The organism is Mesorhizobium sp. M6A.T.Cr.TU.014.01.1.1 (assembly GCF_004022765.1).
Lineage (GTDB): Bacteria > Pseudomonadota > Alphaproteobacteria > Rhizobiales > Rhizobiaceae > Mesorhizobium > Mesorhizobium mediterraneum.
Genome location: NZ_RZPG01000023.1, coordinates 1 through 16,802, shown reverse-complemented (window position 1 = coordinate 16,802; position 16,802 = coordinate 1). Strand labels below are relative to the sequence as shown.

Annotated in this window: 17 protein-coding genes and 1 pseudogene; 11 read left to right on the top strand and 7 right to left on the bottom strand. The window is 64.2% G+C overall.

Features of this window, described 5'->3' with window-relative positions; genetic code table 11:
- The first annotated feature begins 5 nt into the window (after window positions 1–5).
- Together pnp and EN885_RS23655 are read left to right on the top strand one after the other, a co-directional pair.
- On the top strand, window positions 6–2,153 hold the full coding sequence (pnp, locus tag EN885_RS23660; RefSeq protein ID WP_128243340.1) for a polyribonucleotide nucleotidyltransferase: 2,148 nt from the start codon (window positions 6–8) through the stop codon (window positions 2,151–2,153).
- Between the two features lie 72 nt (window positions 2,154–2,225).
- A complete protein-coding gene (locus EN885_RS23655) occupies window positions 2,226–3,239 on the top strand; it encodes a class I SAM-dependent methyltransferase (RefSeq protein ID WP_127290259.1) in 1,014 nt (337 codons plus the stop codon).
- Between the two features lie 39 nt (window positions 3,240–3,278).
- Here the strand turns inward: EN885_RS23655 and fabI are convergent, their stop codons facing one another.
- The 3 genes from fabI to fabA all read right to left on the bottom strand — a co-directional run bounded on the left by fabI (window position 3,279) and on the right by fabA (window position 5,960).
- Entirely contained in the window at window positions 3,279–4,091 is an 813-nt protein-coding gene (gene fabI / locus EN885_RS23650) for an enoyl-ACP reductase FabI (protein ID WP_128243341.1), read from the bottom strand.
- Window positions 4,092–4,103: 12 nt separating this feature from the next.
- Window positions 4,104–5,324, bottom strand: coding sequence for a beta-ketoacyl-ACP synthase I (gene fabB / locus EN885_RS23645; RefSeq protein WP_128243342.1), 1,221 nt, complete (start codon window positions 5,322–5,324; stop codon window positions 4,104–4,106).
- 117 nt (window positions 5,325–5,441) lie between these two features.
- Entirely contained in the window at window positions 5,442–5,960 is a 519-nt protein-coding gene (fabA, locus tag EN885_RS23640; RefSeq protein ID WP_023802127.1) for a 3-hydroxyacyl-[acyl-carrier-protein] dehydratase FabA, read from the bottom strand.
- A 243-nt stretch (window positions 5,961–6,203) separates the two neighbouring features.
- On the opposite strand from fabA, the gene irrA reads away from it, so the two are divergent.
- On the top strand, window positions 6,204–6,635 hold the full coding sequence (gene irrA / locus EN885_RS23635) for an iron response transcriptional regulator IrrA (protein WP_006337949.1): 432 nt from the start codon (window positions 6,204–6,206) through the stop codon (window positions 6,633–6,635).
- Between the two features lie 71 nt (window positions 6,636–6,706).
- On the opposite strand, the gene EN885_RS23630 is transcribed toward irrA, so the two are convergent.
- The gene (locus tag EN885_RS23630) at window positions 6,707–7,264 is read right to left on the bottom strand and encodes an SH3 domain-containing protein (protein WP_126103748.1); all 558 of its coding nucleotides are present in this window, start codon (window positions 7,262–7,264) and stop codon (window positions 6,707–6,709) included.
- A 158-nt stretch (window positions 7,265–7,422) separates the two neighbouring features.
- Between EN885_RS23630 and EN885_RS23625 the strand changes: the two genes are divergently transcribed.
- The 8 genes from EN885_RS23625 to EN885_RS23590 all read left to right on the top strand — a co-directional run bounded on the left by EN885_RS23625 (window position 7,423) and on the right by EN885_RS23590 (window position 14,603).
- Window positions 7,423–8,424, top strand: coding sequence for a D-glycerate dehydrogenase (locus EN885_RS23625; RefSeq protein WP_128243343.1), 1,002 nt, complete (start codon window positions 7,423–7,425; stop codon window positions 8,422–8,424).
- A 312-nt stretch (window positions 8,425–8,736) separates the two neighbouring features.
- Window positions 8,737–9,924, top strand: a complete 1,188-nt coding sequence (locus EN885_RS23620) for a M20 family metallopeptidase (RefSeq protein WP_128243344.1) — start codon at window positions 8,737–8,739, stop codon at window positions 9,922–9,924.
- A 33-nt stretch (window positions 9,925–9,957) separates the two neighbouring features.
- A complete protein-coding gene (locus tag EN885_RS23615) occupies window positions 9,958–10,815 on the top strand; it encodes a transporter substrate-binding domain-containing protein (protein WP_128243345.1) in 858 nt (285 codons plus the stop codon).
- A 7-nt stretch (window positions 10,816–10,822) separates the two neighbouring features.
- The gene (locus EN885_RS23610; protein ID WP_245493130.1) at window positions 10,823–11,542 is read left to right on the top strand and encodes an ABC transporter permease subunit; all 720 of its coding nucleotides are present in this window, start codon (window positions 10,823–10,825) and stop codon (window positions 11,540–11,542) included.
- A gap of 1 nt (window position 11,543) precedes the next feature.
- A complete protein-coding gene (locus EN885_RS23605) occupies window positions 11,544–12,230 on the top strand; it encodes an ABC transporter permease subunit (RefSeq protein WP_128243346.1) in 687 nt (228 codons plus the stop codon).
- Complete coding sequence (locus tag EN885_RS23600) at window positions 12,227–13,003, top strand: ATP-binding cassette domain-containing protein (protein ID WP_128243347.1); 777 nt, start codon at window positions 12,227–12,229, stop codon at window positions 13,001–13,003. Before EN885_RS23605 ends, EN885_RS23600 begins: the two co-directional genes overlap by 4 nt.
- Window positions 13,004–13,014: 11 nt before the next feature.
- Entirely contained in the window at window positions 13,015–13,707 is a 693-nt protein-coding gene (locus EN885_RS23595) for a GntR family transcriptional regulator (RefSeq protein WP_095487892.1), read from the top strand.
- Complete coding sequence (locus tag EN885_RS23590) at window positions 13,704–14,603, top strand: homocysteine S-methyltransferase family protein (protein WP_128243348.1); 900 nt, start codon at window positions 13,704–13,706, stop codon at window positions 14,601–14,603. The genes EN885_RS23595 and EN885_RS23590 overlap by 4 nt, the downstream gene beginning before the upstream one ends.
- Window positions 14,604–14,733: 130 nt before the next feature.
- Here EN885_RS23590 and EN885_RS23585 read toward each other — a convergent pair.
- The 3 genes and pseudogenes from EN885_RS23585 to recF all read right to left on the bottom strand — a co-directional run.
- Window positions 14,734–15,145: pseudogene (locus tag EN885_RS23585) on the bottom strand (GNAT family N-acetyltransferase).
- Window positions 15,146–15,220: 75 nt separating this feature from the next.
- Window positions 15,221–15,976, bottom strand: coding sequence for a molybdopterin-synthase adenylyltransferase MoeB (locus tag EN885_RS23580; RefSeq protein ID WP_095487898.1), 756 nt, complete (start codon window positions 15,974–15,976; stop codon window positions 15,221–15,223).
- Window positions 15,977–16,007: 31 nt separating this feature from the next.
- Window positions 16,008–16,802, bottom strand: a 795-nt coding sequence (recF, locus tag EN885_RS23575; RefSeq protein WP_128335225.1) for a DNA replication/repair protein RecF, incomplete at its 5' end; no start/stop codon positions are given.

Here is a 16,802-nt window from a genome sequence, read left to right as displayed (position 1 = left end):
AAGATATGTTCAATCACCATAAAGTGGAAATCGAATGGGGCGGCCGCCCGCTCATCCTCGAAACCGGCAAGATCGCGCGCCAGGCTGACGGCGCGGTGCTCGCCACCTACGGCGAAACCAAGGTTCTCGCCACCGTCGTTTCGATGAAGGAGCCGAAGCCCGGCCTCGATTTCTTCCCGCTGACCGTCAACTACCAGGAAAAGACCTATGCCGCCGGCAAGATCCCGGGCGGCTATTTCAAGCGTGAAGGCCGTCCGAGCGAGAAGGAAACGCTGGTTTCCCGCCTCATCGATCGTCCGATCCGCCCGCTCTTCGCCGACGGCTACAAGAACGACACGCAGATCGTCGTCACCGTTGTCCAGCATGATCTCGAAAACGACCCCGACATCCTGTCGATCGTCGCCACCTCGGCGGCCTTGACGCTGTCCGGCGTCCCCTTCATGGGCCCGATCGGCGGCGCCCGCGTCGGTTACATCAACGGCGAATATGTGCTCAATCCGCATGTCGACGAGATGCAGGAATCCAAGCTTGACCTGATCGTCGCCGGCACCTCAGACGCCGTGCTGATGGTTGAGTCCGAAGCCAAGGAGCTCGGCGAGGACCTGATGCTCGGCGCCGTCATGTTCGGCCATCGCGGCTTCCAGCCGGTGATCGATGCGATCATCAAGCTGGCCGAGGTTGCCGCCAAGGACCCGCGCGATTTCACCGCGCCGGACTATTCGGCGCTTGAAGCAGAGATGCTGAAGATCGTCGAAGGCGAGCTTCGCGATGCCTACAAGATCACCGACAAGCAGAAGCGCTATGCCGCCGTCGACGCCGTCAAGGCGAAGGTCAAGGCTGCGTTCGCCCCCGCCGAAGGCGAGGAAGCAAAATACACGTCCGAGCAGATCGGCACTGTGTTCAAGGAGCTCCAGGCCAAGGTCGTGCGCTGGAACATCCTCGACACCGGCTCGCGCATCGACGGCCGCGACCTGAAGACGGTCCGCAAGATCGTCTCCGAAGTCGGCGTCCTGCCGCGCACCCACGGCTCGGCACTGTTCACCCGCGGCGAGACCCAGGCGCTGGTTGTTGCCACGCTCGGCACCGGCGAGGACGAGCAGTACGTCGATTCGCTGACCGGCATGTACAAGGAGAAGTTCCTCCTTCACTACAACTTCCCCCCCTATTCGGTCGGTGAAACCGGTCGCATGGGTTCGCCCGGCCGCCGCGAAATCGGCCACGGGAAGCTCGCCTGGCGCGCGATCCGCCCGATGCTGCCGACCGCCGATCAGTTCCCCTACACGCTGCGCGTCGTCTCGGAGATCACCGAGTCCAACGGTTCGTCGTCGATGGCCACCGTCTGTGGCACCTCGCTGGCGCTGATGGATGCCGGCGTGCCGCTGGCCAAGCCGGTTGCCGGCATTGCCATGGGTCTCATCAAGGAAGGCGAGCGCTTCGCGGTGCTCACCGATATCCTCGGCGACGAGGATCACCTCGGCGATATGGACTTCAAGGTTGCCGGCACCGCCAACGGCATCACCTCGTTGCAAATGGACATCAAGATCGAAGGCATCACCGAGGAGATCATGAAGATCGCGCTGGACCAGGCCAAGGACGGCCGCCAGCACATTCTCGGCGAAATGGGCAATGCGCTGTCCGGCGCGCGTTCCGAGCTCGGTGAGTTCGCGCCGCGCATCGAGGTCATGCATATCCCGACCGACAAGATCCGCGACGTGATCGGCTCGGGCGGCAAGGTCATCCGCGAGATCGTCGAAAAGACCGGCGCCAAGATCAACATCGAGGACGACGGCACGGTCAAGATCGCTTCGTCCAACGCCAAGGAGATCGAGGCGGCGAAGAAGTGGATCCACACCATCGTTGCCGAGCCGGAAGTCGGCGAGATCTACGAAGGCACGGTCGTCAAGACCGCCGACTTCGGCGCTTTCGTCAACTTCTTCGGTCCGCGTGACGGCCTCGTCCACATCTCGCAGCTCGCCAACGATCGCGTCGCCAAGACCTCCGACGTCGTCAAGGAAGGCGACAAGGTCTGGGTCAAGCTGATGGGCTTCGATGAGCGCGGCAAGGTCCGCCTGTCGATGAAGGTCGTCGACCAGGCCACGGGCAAGGAAATCGCCCGCGACAAGAAGGCCGAAGGCGAAGAAGACGCCGCCTGAGCGATCTGACGGTATAATCGAAGCGGGCGCGCCGACAGGTCGCGCCCGTTTTCATTTTCAAGAGATCGAAGAATGTCCGCCGAGCCGCTGAAGACACTGTTCCACCCGTTCGAGGCCGAGGCTGTCGCCATGCCGCGTAAAGGCGAGCGCGTCCTCTTTCTGGGCGCCGAGCCGGGTTTCCGCCTGCCCGAAGGCTTCGATGCAACACTGCATCTGGTGCAAGGCTTCCGCCCGCATTTTCGCGCGCTGCAGGGCGCCGGCTTCACGGTCACGCCGCATCTGGAGGGCGAAGGTTTCGATGCGGCACTGGTGCTTGCCGGCCGTCATCGCGGGCAAAACGAATTGCGCATCGCTGAGGCGATTGAGCGTGTGAGGCCGGGCGGACTGATCGCCGTCGCCGGTGGCAAGGACGATGGCATTGCCAGCCTGCGCAAGCGCATCGGCGAGCTTGTGACGCTCGACGGCCATATGCCGAAACATCACGGCATCGCCTTCTGGTTCCGTCGACCGGCCGACGCTGCGGTCGCGGCAACGCTTCGCGCTGCCAATCCAACCCTTCTGCTCGAGGCCCGGTTCCGCACCGCGCCAGGCATGTTCTCTTTTGATAAGATCGATGCAGGTTCGAGATTGCTGGTGGACAATTTGCCCGGCGACCTGCGTGGCAACATTGCCGATTTCTGCGCCGGCTGGGGCTATGTGGCGGCCGAGGTCGCCGCCCGCTCACCCGGCATCTCGGCGCTCGATCTCTACGAGGCCGAGTTCGAGGCGCTGGAGGCGGCGAAACGCAATATCGGCAATACAGCGGCGGAACCCAATTTCTTCTGGATCGATCTTTTGAGCGAGCCGGTCGAGCGCCGTTATGACGCCATCGTCATGAACCCGCCCTTCCATCGCAGCCGCGCGACCGAGCCGGAGATCGGTGCCGGCATGATCCGCGCCGCGGCGAAGGCGCTGAAGCCAGGTGGGCGGCTGTTCATGGTGGCGAACCGTCAGCTTCCCTACGAGCCGGTGCTGGCGGCCGCCTTCTCCAGCCACGCCGAGATCGCCCGCGACGGGATGTTCAAGGTTTTGGCGGCGCGCCGCTGAGCGGAGTTCACCGGACCAAGCCATTTTCTATGGGCCGAATTATTCCCGGCCGGTGTCGGCCTGCTTTAACTCGTCGAGCGCCGGCATCGAGACGATGTGGTAGCCGGAATCGACATAGTGGATTTCGCCGGTGACGCCGGACGAGAGGTCGGACAGGAGGTAGAGCGCGGAGCCACCGACTTCGTCGATGGTCACTGTACGGCGCAGCGGCGAGTTGCGCTGCTGGTAGGAAAACATATGGCGTGCGTCGGAAATCCCGGCGCCGGCCAATGTCCTCACCGGTCCCGCCGATATGCCGTTCACCCTGATGCCGCGCGGGCCGTAGTCGTTGGCGAGATAGCGGACGCTGGCTTCCAGCCCGGCCTTGGCCACGCCCATGACGTTGTAGTTCGGCATGACGCGGACAGAACCCGCATAGGTCAGCGTGATCATCGAGCCGCTGTCCTTCATCAGCACGGCGGCGTGACGGGCGACCTCGGTGAAGGAATAGCAGGAGATGACCATGGTGCGGACGAAATTGTCGCGGCTGGTGTCGGCGTAAAGGCCCTTCAGCTCGTTCTTGTCGGAAAAGCCGATTGCATGGACGACGAAGTCCAGCCCGCCCCAGGCCTTGCCCAAGGTCTCGAAGGTGGCGGCAACCGATGCGCTGTCCTCGACATCGCAAGGGACGACCAGCGAGGCGCCGAGCTTGTCGGCGAGCGGCTTGACCCGGCGCCCGAAGGCCTCGCCCTGATAGGTGAAGGCGAGTTCCGCCCCATGTTCGGAGAGTTTCCGGGCGATGCCCCAGGCGATCGAATGATCGTTGGCGACACCCATGACAAGCCCGCGCTTGCCCTTCATCAATCCGTCCATGGTCGGCAATCCTTATGCGGAATAGCGCTGGAAAATCAGCGTTGCGTTGGTGCCGCCGAAACCAAACGAATTGGACAAAACGGTGTCGATCCTGGCATCGTCGATACGCTCCCGCACGATCGGCATGCCCTCGAACTCCGGATCGAGATTCTCGATATGGGCGCTTTCACCGATGAAGCCGCCTTGCATCATCAGGATAGAGTAGATCGATTCCTGCACGCCGGCCGCACCCAGCGAATGGCCGGTCAGCGATTTGGTCGAGGTGATGAAAGGCATCTTCTCGCCGAACACTTCGCGGATCGCGCCCATTTCCTTGGAATCGCCGACCGGCGTCGAAGTGCCGTGCGTGTTGATGTAGTCGACTGGCGAAGAGGTGGTCGCCAGCGCCTGCCGCATGCAGCGCACCGCACCTTCGCCCGATGGCGCCACCATGTCGTAGCCGTCGGAGGTCGCGCCGTAGCCGACGATCTCGGCGTAGATCTTGGCGCCGCGTGCCTTGGCGTGCTCGAGCTCTTCCAGGACCAGCACGCCGGCACCGCCGGCAATGACGAAGCCGTCGCGATCGGCGTCATAGGCGCGCGAGGCGGCCGACGCCCTGTCGTTGAACTTGGACGACATGGCGCCCATCGCGTCGAACAGGTCCGACATCGTCCAATCGAGATCCTCATGGCCGCCGGCGAAGACCATGTCCTGCTTGCCCCACTGGATCAGTTCGTAGCCATTGCCGATGCAATGCGCCGAGGTCGAGCAGGCCGACGAGATCGAATAGTTGACGCCATGGATCTTGAACCAGGTGGCGAGCGTCGCTGAAGCGGTCGACGACATCGCCTTCGGCACGGCGAACGGGCCGATGCGCTTGGGGCTGCCATTCTTGAGCGTGGTTTCGGCCGCTTCGACGATGGCTCGGGTCGACGGTCCGCCCGATCCCATGACGATGCCGGTGCGCTCATTGGTGATGTCGTTCTCACCAAGTCCAGCGTCCACAATAGCCTGGTCCATGGCGACATGGTTCCAGGCCGCACCTTGCGACAGGAAGCGCATAGCGCGACGATCGATCAGGGCGGAGGGGTCGAGCGTCGGCGCTCCCCAGACCTGACAGCGGAAGCCGTGTTCGGCGAAGGAATCAGAGAAGCTGATGCCGGACTTGGCATCGTGGAGCGAGGCCTGCACCTCGTTGGCATTGTTGCCGATCGACGACACGATGCCGAGGCCTGTCACTACGACCCGTCTCATTCGCAACTCCTTCCAGCGCTTGAACCCGAAACCTGTTGGACACGGATCATGCGCAAATTAAAGTTCTACAGCTTCGTTTGCGCGTCCCAGGGACGCGCGGCGCTGTGGGGGCGCCGGTCAGGCGGCGGCCGATTGCTTGGACAGACCCACCTTGAGGTCCGTTGCTGCGTATATGGGTTCGCCATCCGCCTTCAGCCAGCCATCGGCGATACCAAGCACCAGCCGGCCGCGCATCACGCGCTTGAAGTCCACGCCATACTCCACCTTCTTGACCGACGGTGTCACCATGCCCTTGAACTTCACCTCGCCGGTCGAGAGCGCCATTCCTTTGCCCGGCTCGCCGAGCCAGCCGAGGTAGAATCCCGTCAATTGCCACATGGCGTCGAGGCCCAGGCACCCCGGCATGATTGGATTGCCGATGAAGTGGCAGGCGAAAAACCACAGGTCCGGCTTAATGTCGAACTCTGCGCGGATGAAGCCCTTGTCGAAGGCACCGCCCGTCTCGCTGATTTCGGTGATGCGGTCGAACATCAGCATCGGCGGATAGGGGAGTTGGGCGTTTCCAGGTCCGAACAGCTCGCCGCGGGCGCAGGCAAGCAGTTCTTCGTAATCGTAGCTGGATTTCGAAACCGCCATCAATCTCTTCCCCGTAATCGTCCCGGGCGGTAGAGCGCCCTTGTCGTTGGTTTCCTAACACAATCTATTTCAGGCCGGAAACCGGCGTTTGCGCTTAACCTGCCCGTCTGCCTGGGTCAATGCGCGCTATTGATCGTATTCGGCCGACAGAATATATGTCGGGAGGTGTTCAGTTTCGGGCGATGTTCGTTTTTTGCCATTCTGGGCATATCTTGGGGCGAAACTATGAGCTTGGACGGATAGATGGATCTGGGCTGCCGGAAGGAAAATGTCGCTGTGGACAAGCGGGTTCGCGAAGCTGGCCTGAGGCCGACGCGTCAGCGTATTGCGCTGGCCGATCTGCTTTTCGCCAAAGGCGACCGCCATCTGTCGGCCGAGGAACTGCACGAGGAGGCGATCGCCGCCGGCGTGCCGGTGTCGCTCGCCACCGTCTACAACGCCCTTCATCAATTCACCCAGGCGGGCCTTCTGCGCATCCTGGCCGTCGAAGGGTCGAAGACCTACTTCGACACCAACACCTCCGATCACCATCATTTCTACATTGAAGGCGAAAACAGGATCTTCGATATCGCCAGCGGTCCTGTCACGGTTTCCAACCTGCCGGAGCCGCCGGAAGGCATGGAGATCGCCAATGTCGACATCGTGGTAAGGCTGCGTCCCAAACGCTGCGATTGATCGGCGCGTCATTGGGTCCGCGAGATACCGTCTCGCCCGCTAGACCATGATCCCGAACCGACAAGGAGAGGTCAGTTTTTGACCCGTTCGCCCGGATAGGCGCCCCAGACAAGCGACTGGGCGAGCCAGCCGGTGTGGCCGTCGAAGGTCATTTCGCACCACTGGCCGTCACAGGACCTGATCGTGCCCATGGCGCCCGGCTCGATGATCGCGATGATGCTGGCATCCTTTTCCGGGTCGTTGAGAAGGTTGATTCGGGCATCCTTGCCGCGCTGCCAGGGTGCCACGATCGCCGTGCGGCGGCCTGAAAGCAGCGACTGGTTGATCCAGCCTTCCGAGCCGTCGGCATCGCGCACCCGACGCCAGGTGTCGAATTCCTGGATGATTTCCATCGGCAGGCCAGGCTTCATGTACATCCAGTCGACGGAATAGTTGACGCCTGGTCCGACGCGGGAGTTGACGCGGCCCGCTTTCAGGCTGACGAAACGCGGCAGCGGCAGGCCGCTCGGCCCAAGCGTTGCGCTCTGGGCCGGTGCTGCCGCACTCTGTGCCGCCACAAGCGGGGAATAAAGGAGAGCGCCGATAAATGCTGCGCTGAGGGTCAGGCGGAGCGACGCAAAACCAGACACTTTCGTTCCTTTCAGCGCCGGCTCATCGGCCTTGGCGCCCCTTTTTCTTTGTCTTCGGCGGAACCTCTTGTTACATGGAGAACTGGCACCGCGACCGGCCTCCAGTTTCGCCTGTCTTGGTTAAAGAGGTCTCAACGAGGGTTGGGTTTGAGGAAACAATGGCAGGCAGAAAAAGGCCCCTCGTCGTCATCACGCGCAAGCTGCCCGATCCGGTCGAGACCCGCATGCGTGAGCTGTTCGACGCCCGGCTGAACGTCGAAGACAGGCCGATGACGCAGCCGGAACTGGTCGCGGCGGTCAAGGAGGCCGACGTGCTGGTACCGACCATAACCGATCATATCGACGCGGCGCTGATCGCGCAGGCCGGCGACAACCTCAAGCTGATCGCCAATTTCGGCAACGGCGTCGACAAGATCGACGTGTCGGCGGCAGCGAAGAAGGGCATTACCGTCACCAACACGCCGAACGTGCTGACCGAAGATACGGCCGACATGACCATGGCGCTGATGCTGGCGGTGCCGCGGCGGCTGGCGGAAGGCGCCAATGTGCTGACCGGCGACAAGAAGTGGGCGGGCTGGTCGCCGACCTGGATGCTCGGCCGGCGTATCTGGGGCAAACGCCTCGGCATTGTCGGCATGGGCCGCATCGGCACCGCTGTCGCCCGGCGGGCCAAGGCTTTTGGGCTGTCGATCCACTACCACAACCGCCATCGCGTGCTGCCGGCGGTCGAGGATGAGTTGGAGGCGACCTACTGGGAAAGCCTCGATCAAATGCTTGCCCGCATGGACATCATCTCGGTCAATTGCCCGTCGACGCCGGCAACCTTCCATCTGCTCTCGGCGCGGCGGCTGGCGCTTCTGCAACCGTCCGCTTACATCGTCAACACGGCGCGCGGCGACATCATCGACGAGGACTCTCTGGTCAAGCTGATCCAGGACGGCAAGATCGCCGGCGCCGGCCTCGACGTCTACGAGCATGAGCCGGCGCTGAACAGCAAATTGCTGAAGCTCGCCGCCAAGGGCAAGGTCGTGCTGTTGCCGCATATGGGATCGGCGACGCTCGAAGGCCGTATCGATATGGGCGAGAAGGTGATCATCAACATCCGCGCCTTCTTCGATGGCCATCGCCCGCCCGACCGCGTACTGCCGCTGCGGACGTGACCGGGCGTCGTCCAATTCTTCAGCAAAGACTTTACGGTCCCCGATAGGGGATCGGGGACCCCGCCTTTAGGCGGCTGGGATGGCCCGGCATGAGCAACCATCTCGTGCGCCCGCCCCGTCTCACGCAAAGGTTTGCGGCACCGGTTGCGCGCGGTGCAGTCGCGCGGGTTACCGGATACTGCCCCGGAGCAGCTCCCATGTGGCTTTAGAAAATCATTCTACTCGCGATCGGTCTCGTCGATTGTCGATCCTTGACAATAGATGACAGTAGCATCAAGCAAAGGGCTTCCACCGCAAGAGTGCAAAAAGCTGATGACCGACCGCCGCAACGACCCCGGCCCCGAGATCGAGGGACTTATCCGCACCATCGAGCCTCGCCTCATCGAACTGCGCCGCGACATCCATGCCCATCCAGAAACCGGCTTCGACACGGTCCGCACGGCCGGCCTGGTCGCCGCCGAGCTTGGCGCGCTCGGAATCGAGGCGCGCACCGGCGTCGGCCGCACCGGCGTCGTGGCCGAGATATCCGGAGCCTTTCCCGGTCCCTGCCTGATCCTGCGGGCCGATATGGATGCCTTGCCGATCGGGGAGCAGACCGGTCTGCCTTATGCCTCGACCATTCCAGGCAGGATGCATGCCTGCGGGCACGATCTTCACACCGCCTCGCTTCTCGGCGCCGCACATGCGCTGGTCTCGCTGGCGCCGCGCCTGCGCGGCTCGGTCCGGCTGATTTTTCAGCCCGCCGAGGAGACGCAGGAGAGCGGCGCGGCGGCCATGGTGGCGGACGGTGCCGCCAAAGGTGCTGACATGGCCATCGCCTTCCACAACCGTCCGGAACTGCCGGCGGGGCAGGTTCTGTTGAACCGCGGCGCAAGCACCGCATCGAGCGACGAGTTCAAGGTGGTGGTGCGCGGCAAGTCGGGCCATGCCGCGCGGCCCCATGCCGCCATCGACCCGATCGTCGCCAGCGCCCACATCATCACCCAACTGCAGACCGTGATATCGCGCGAGATGGATCCGGCGCAGTCCGCCGTCCTGACCATCGGCCATATCGAGGGCGGCGCGACCCAGAACATCATTCCAGACAGCTGCATGTTCGAGGGCACGGTGCGTTGCCGCTCGCCGCGGTCGCGCGATCTCGCCGAGGCTGCGTTCCGGCGCATCTGCGAAGGCACGGCGCAGGCGCTCAATGCCGCCGTCGAGATCGACTATGCGCGCGGCGCGCCGCCCCTGATGAACGACGATGCGCTGGTCGATCGTGCGGTTTCCGTGCTCGGCTATCAGTTCGGCGCGACGCCCCAGGTCGAGCCGGGAACGAGCTTCGGAGCCGAGGACTTTTCCTATTTCTCCGAGCTCATGCCGTCGGTCCAGATATTCATCGGTTCGGGCCAGCCCGGCCGTGACGACCGCGTCCACAACTCCGACTACCAGCCCGATGAAGCCTGCATCGGGCAAAGCGCCATCGCGCTCACGCGCATGGCGGTCGATCTTCTTTCCTGATCCCTCAACCCTCCTCCCAAGGATGATCCAAGCATGAAAATCACCCGCAGCACCTTCCTGCGTATAGGTCTTGCCGCCATTGCCGGGCTCGCCGTTGCCCCCGCCACAGCTCTTGCCCAGGGGCGCAAAAAATATGTTTTCGCCACCGAAGGAGCCTTCCCGCCCTTCAATATGACCCGTCCGAATGGCGAGCTCTACGGCTTCGAGCTGGACATGCTGGCCGAGATCGCCAAGCGCGCCGACTTCGACTATGAGGTGATTTCGCAGGCTTGGGACGGCATGATCCAGGGCCTCATCGACGGCAAGTACAATGCGGTGGTCGACTCGGTCTCCGTCACCGAAAAACGCCTCGAAGTGGTCGATTTCTCGCTCCCCTACACCACCGGCGGCTCGACCTTTGTCGTGCTGAAGGAAAGCGGCGTCGAACTGCCGGGCACGGGCGCTTTCGTCGACCTCGACGATACGAAGGCCACCGATGCCGCCATCGCGGCGATCGCCGGGGTGCTGGACGGCAAGACCGTGGGCGTCCATGTCTCGACCATCCAGGCAGACTTCCTGAACAAGTATCTGGCCGACAAGGGCGTGACGATCCGCACCTATCAGACCGGCCCAGAAGTCTATCAGGATCTGCTGAACGGGCGGCTCGACGCCGGGATCGCCTCGGTCACCAACATCTCGGCTTTCCTCGAGAAGAACACAGAAACCGCCAAGGCCACCGGCCCGTCCTTCACGGGCGGCGTCATGGGTCGCGGCTCGGCCTTCGTCGTCCAGAAGGGCGACGCTGAGTTGGCCGGCCTTCTCAGCAAAGCGCTGAAGTCGATGTCGGACGACGGCACGCTCGTCGAGCTGTCGAAAAAATGGTTCGGCATGGTCGTGACGCCCACGCTCTGAGGGCAGGGTGCAGGCCGATCTGACACTTCTCGGCTTCGGGCCGGACGGATGGGGGCTGGCGCTCGCGCGCGCCGGCCTCATGACGCTCTATGTCTCCGTCGCGGCATTCCTGAGCGGGCTGGCCTTCGGCACGCTCATCGCCTGGGCCCGGGTGGCGGGCAACTGGCCGCTGAGCAAGCTGGCCGAGGCCTACACCACGGTCTTCCGGGGCGTGCCCGATATCCTGGTGATTTATCTGTTCTATTTCGGCGGCCGGCAGGTCGTCACGGCCATTGGCACGGGGCTCGGATTGGCGGGGCCGTTCGACATCAGCGGCTTTCTGGCCGGAGTGCTGGCGATCGGGCTGATCTCGGCCGCCAACCAGTCCGAGGTGCTGCGCGGCGCCTATCAGGCCGTGCCCTGGGGCACGATCGAGGCGGGGCGCGTGGTCGGCATGACGCGGCTGATCCTGTTTCGACGGGTCATCGCGCCGCAGGCGCTGGTCACCGCAATTCCCGGCATGGGCAACCAGTGGCAGTCGGTCATTAAGGAATCCGCCCTCGTCTCAGTGACGGGGTTGGTCGAGACCATGCGCCAGGTCGCGGTCGCAGCGGGCACCACGCAGGAGCATTTCCTGTTCTACGCCGCCGGTGCGATCGTCTATCTCATCATCACCACGCTGTCGGATCATGTCTTCCGCCTCGCCGAAAAACGCAGCCTGCGCGGCCACGAGCAAGGCGGGCTCTAAGATGGATTTCGCCTTTCTCTCGGGCATGCTCACGCAGCTCCTCAAGGGATTGCCGCTGACGCTCAACCTCGGCATCCTGGCGCTTGCGGGCGGGTTCTGCCTTTCGCTGATCCTCAACCTCATGCGCACGACGAGGGTCGGCGACGCACTGGCCTCGGCCTATGTTTTCGTCTTCCGCGGCACGCCGCTCCTCATCCAGATATTCATGATCTACTATGGGCTGGCGAGCTTCGGCTTCATCCGCCACGGCTTCCTCTGGCCCTTCCTGCGCGAGCCCTATTGGTGTGGGCTGCTGGCGCTGATCCTGAACGATGCCGCCTATACCTCCGAGATTCTGCGCGGGGGGTTGCGCGCCGTACCAAGGGGCGCGGTCGAAGCAGCGCGCGTCTCGGGCATGACGCGGCTGATGGTCATGCGCCGCATCACGCTGCCCATAGCCGTCCGTCAGGCGCTGCCTGCCTATTCCAACGAGGTGATCTCGATCCTCAAATCCACGGCGCTGGTCTCCACCATCACGCTGATGGAAGTCACCGGCATAGCCCGCGCCGCCGTCTCGGAAACCTGGCGGGCGGTCGAGATATTCCTCTGCGCGGCGGCGATCTATCTCGCCCTGTCGCTACTGGTGACGCAGCTCTCGGCCTGGGCCGAGCGGCGCCTTTCGCCCTGGCAATTCGGAGAGACGCCATGAGCCTCCCATCGACCGCGCTTTCCATCGCCGGCCTGCGCAAGAGCTTTGGCAGCAACGAGGTGCTGCGCGGCATCGACCTTGTCGCCAAGGACGGTGACGTGATCTCGTTGATCGGCGCGAGCGGCTCTGGCAAGAGCACGCTGCTGCGCTGCATCCCCATGCTGGAGATCCCCGACGCCGGAACGGTCTCGGTGGGCGAGGACAGCCTCTCCCCGACGGGCGGCCGGCTGTCGCGCGCCCAACTGGCCGTGGCGCGGCAGATGCGCGGACATCTCGGCTTCGTCTTCCAGAACTTCAATCTGTGGCCGCATCGCACCGTGCTGCAGAACGTCATCGAGGCGCCGCTGTTCGTCCAGAACCGTCCCCGCGCCGAGGCAGTGGACGAGGCCACGGCGCTCCTGGAAAAGGTAGGCCTCGCCGAAAAGCGCGATGCGTGGCCCGCGCATCTTTCGGGCGGGCAGCAGCAGCGGGTCGCGATCGCGCGCGCTCTTGCCCAGCGGCCTCGCGCCATCCTGTTCGACGAGCCCACCTCGGCGCTCGACCCGGAACTGGTGGGCGAGGTCCTGAAGGTGATCCGCGCCCTTGCCGCGGAAGGGCGCACCATGCTGATCGTCACCCACGAGATGGGCTTTGCGCGCGAGGTCTCCTCGCAGGTAGTCTTCCTGCATCAGGGCCTGATAGAAGAGGCCGGCACACCCGGGCAGGTCTTTGGCAACCCTGCATCGGAGCGCTGCCGCGCCTTTCTCAGCGGCCATTTCGACCGCAATCGCTAGGGACCCCGGACATGCGTCAGCCAATCCAGCGCAAGAGCCTTCAGGACCAGGCCACCGAGTGGCTGCGCGAAGCGATCGTGCGTGGCGATTTTGCGCCGGGCGCGGTGCTGACCGAGCTGACCTTGACCGAACGCATCGGTCTAGGCCGTGGCACGGTGCGTTCCGCGCTCTTCGCGATGGAAGCGCAGGAACTGGTGACGCGCACGCCCTATTCGAGCTGGCGCGTGGCCGTGCTCGATGCCCAGGCGATCTGGGAGATCTACACATTGCGCGCGGCGTTCGAAGGTCTGGCCGCCCGCATTCTCGCCCAACGCCGCGCCGCTCTCGGTACCGATCTGGTCGAGGCGGCCTTTGCCGCTCTACCGGCGGCGAATGACGGCGGAACGGATGTGCGGGTGGCAGCCGATCTCGGCTTCCATGCCAGTTTCGTCGAGCAGACCGGGCACCAGCATCTGATCCGTCGCCACGGGCTTCTGGCCGACAAGATGGAGTGGCTCTATCGCTGGTCCGAAGCACACTGGCCCTGCCGCCAGCCGCTGGTCAGCGATCACCAGCGCCTGTTCGACGCGCTGATGAGGGGAAGCCCCGAAGCGGCCGAACAGGCCGTCCGCGACCATATCGCCGAGTCGATAGAGCTGGACGTCGCAGGCTTCTACGAACTTCAAGGACGCGGCGCGACGACGCCGCAACAGGAGCAGGCATGAACGACATCACCATTCTCGACGGCGGCATGGGCCGCGAACTCGAGCGCATCGGCGCGCCCTTCCGCCAGCCGGAATGGTCCGCGCTGGCGCTGATGGAAGCGCCCGAGATGGTCCGCCGGGTGCACGAGGATTATATTCGCGCGGGCGCGAAGGTCATCACCACCAATTCCTATGCGCTGGTGCCCTTCCACATCGGCGAGGGGCGGTTCCGTGCGCGCGGCGCCGAGCTGGCGTCGCTGGCCGGAAGGCTGGCGCGCGAGGCGGCCGACGGCACGCCCGGCGTGAAGGTAGCTGGATCGTTGCCGCCAGTCTTCGGTTCCTATCAGCCGGAACTTTTCAAGGCCGACCTGGCGCAGGACTATCTCTCGGTTCTGGTTGAGGGCCTCGCGCCCCACGTCGATTGCTGGCTCGCCGAGACCCAGAGCAGCTTGGAGGAGGCCCACGCCGCCGCCGCGGCGGTGTACGGCAGCGGTAAGCCGCTCTGGCTGTCATTCACCCTGCGGGACGATGTCGCGCCGCAGGACGTGCCCGAGCCGCAGCTGCGGTCAGGGCAGAGTGTAGCCGATGCTGCCCGTCTCGCACAGCGTGCGGGAGCGGAAGCGCTACTCTTCAATTGCTCCATGCCCGAGGTCATGGGAGCTGCGCTCCAAGCTGCGCGCATTGCCGCCCCCGGTCTGCCGCTTGGGGTCTATGCCAACGCCTTCGGCTCCCAGGACGAGGACGGCGCGGCCAACGAGGTCATCTCGGACATCCGGGCCGATCTCGATCCGAAGTCCTATTGCAGCTGGGCCGATGGCTGGGTCGTGAAGGGTGCCTCCATCATCGGCGGCTGCTGCGGGATTGGCGCCGACCACATCCACCATCTGGCCGGGCATCTGCGCTGCGGGCATCATTGATGCCTGTGGGCCGCGCAGAGCGGCTCTTGTCACGGGCGTCAGCCGCGGCATCGGCAGGGCGCTTGCCAAGAGGGGCTGCCGAGGCAGGCTTCGTTGTCGCCATCAACGCCATCTGAACCCGGGTGGGGTATCACGAAAGACATTTGCGCATCGTGATCGAGGTCGGACGGTCGTAGCCGTTGTGCGCCGTCCGTTCGGTTTCGCGAAAGCCGAGGCGGGCAAAGGCTGCATGATTTCCGGTCAGCTCGACCCGCGTCTGAAGCTCGATCGCCGGCTTGCCGCGGTTGCGGGCAAGATCCTCGACAGCTTGCATCAGTTGGCTGCCAATCCCCTGTCCTTGAAAGCCCGGTTCGACGGCGAGCTTTCCGACGTAGAAATCGTTGGCCCGCTCCAGAACAAAAATACAGCCGATGATCCTGCCGTCCTTCAGCGCCGAAAAGCCCATCTCGCGCCGAGCCCTTGTCCCGGAGATTTTCGACCGTGAGCCGATGTGCTGAGGATGGCGGATCGATGACGCCGTCCATCGAGGCGAAGGCGCGCATGATCAGCGCCAGCACCTCGTCCCATCGGTCGAAATCGGCGGGAAGCTGCGCGATGGAAACCAGGCTGCCCAAGATCTAGTTTCTCTTGTAGCGGATCGTATCGAAGCGCGCGGTCAACGCATCGTAAAGCAGCAGCCGACCGACCAGCGGCTCGCCTATGCCGGCGATCAGCTTGATCGCCTCCATGGCCTGCAGCGTGCCGACGACGCCAGTCAGCACGCCGAGCACGCCGGCCACAGCGCAGGATGGCACCAGGCCGGGCGGCGGCGGTTCCGGAAAAAGATCGCGATAGCTTGGATATGGCTTGCCGTCCGCGCCGGTCTCGAACGGTTTCAGCACAGTCACCGAGCCGTCGAAGCGGCCGACGGCGGCATGTACCAGCGGCCGCTTTTCCGCGGCGCAGGCGTCGGCCACCGCATAGCGTGTTTCGAAATTATCGGAGCCGTCGACGACGATGTCATAGCGGGCGACGAGAGCAGGGGCGTTGTCCGCCGTCAGCCTGAGATTGTGCAGTTCCACGGCGACGTTGGGATTGATGCGGGCGATCGCCGCTTTGGCACTGTCGGTTTTCGCCATGCCGACAGTCTCGGTGCCGTGGATCACCTGTCTTTGCAGGTTTGACAGCGAGACGCTGTCGTCGTCGACGATCCCGAGCGTGCCGACGCCGGCGGCGGCAAGATATTCGAGCACCGGCGCCCCCAGCCCGCCGGCGCCGATGACCAGGACCCGCGCACGCTTCAGTCGCTGCTGGCCGGCGCCACCGATCTCGGGCAGCACGATGTGGCGGGCGTAGCGTTCAAGCTCTTCGTCGGTGAGCGCGGTGATGTTCATTGCAAGACAATATAGCTGCCGAGAAATCTTGTCAGGCGTTTTTGGTTGGCCCAACCGTGCCGTGATCGACGGTCAGGAACTGCGCGCGTCCCTTGAGACTGGAAAACAGCGCCGCATCGGTCCCGGTCATGAAAGCCTGGCAGTTCAGCTCTTCGAGGATCGAGAACAGCGCGGCGCGCCGGCCTGCGTCGAGATGGGCGGCGATCTCGTCGAGCAGCAAGATCGGCGTCATGCCCGACATCTCGCCGGTCAGCCGGGCATGCGACAGGACCATGCCGACCAGCAGCGCCTTCTGCTCGCCGGTCGAACAGAGTTCGGCCGGCATCGCCTTGGGCCGGTGCCTCACCACGAGATCCGAACGGTGCGGGCCGTCTAGCGTGCGCCCGGCGGCGCGGTCGCGATCGCGGCCTTCGGCAAGGGCGCGGCGGAACCGCTCCTCAACATCGACAGCCGCGGTGGTTCCGACTTCGCTTTCCAACGCGCCCGACAGGCCGATATCGGCTTGCGGAAACGGACCCGCGCTTGGCAGCCTGTCGATCATCGCGGCAAGCAGGCGCACCAGTTCGGCACGCGCGGCGGCAATCGCCACACCGGTTTCGGCCATTTGCGTCTCGATCGCGTCGAACCAGGCGCCGTCACGCGAGCCTTCGGCGAGCAGCCGATTGCGGCCGCGCATCGCTTTTTCGTAGTCGAGCGCGCGCTGGCCGTGGCCGGGATCGATCGCCAGCACCTGACGGTCGAGAAAGCGCCGGCGGTCTGCGGCCGGCCCGGTGAACAACGCATCCATCGCCGGTGTCAGCCAGACGACGCGCAGCCATTCCAGCAT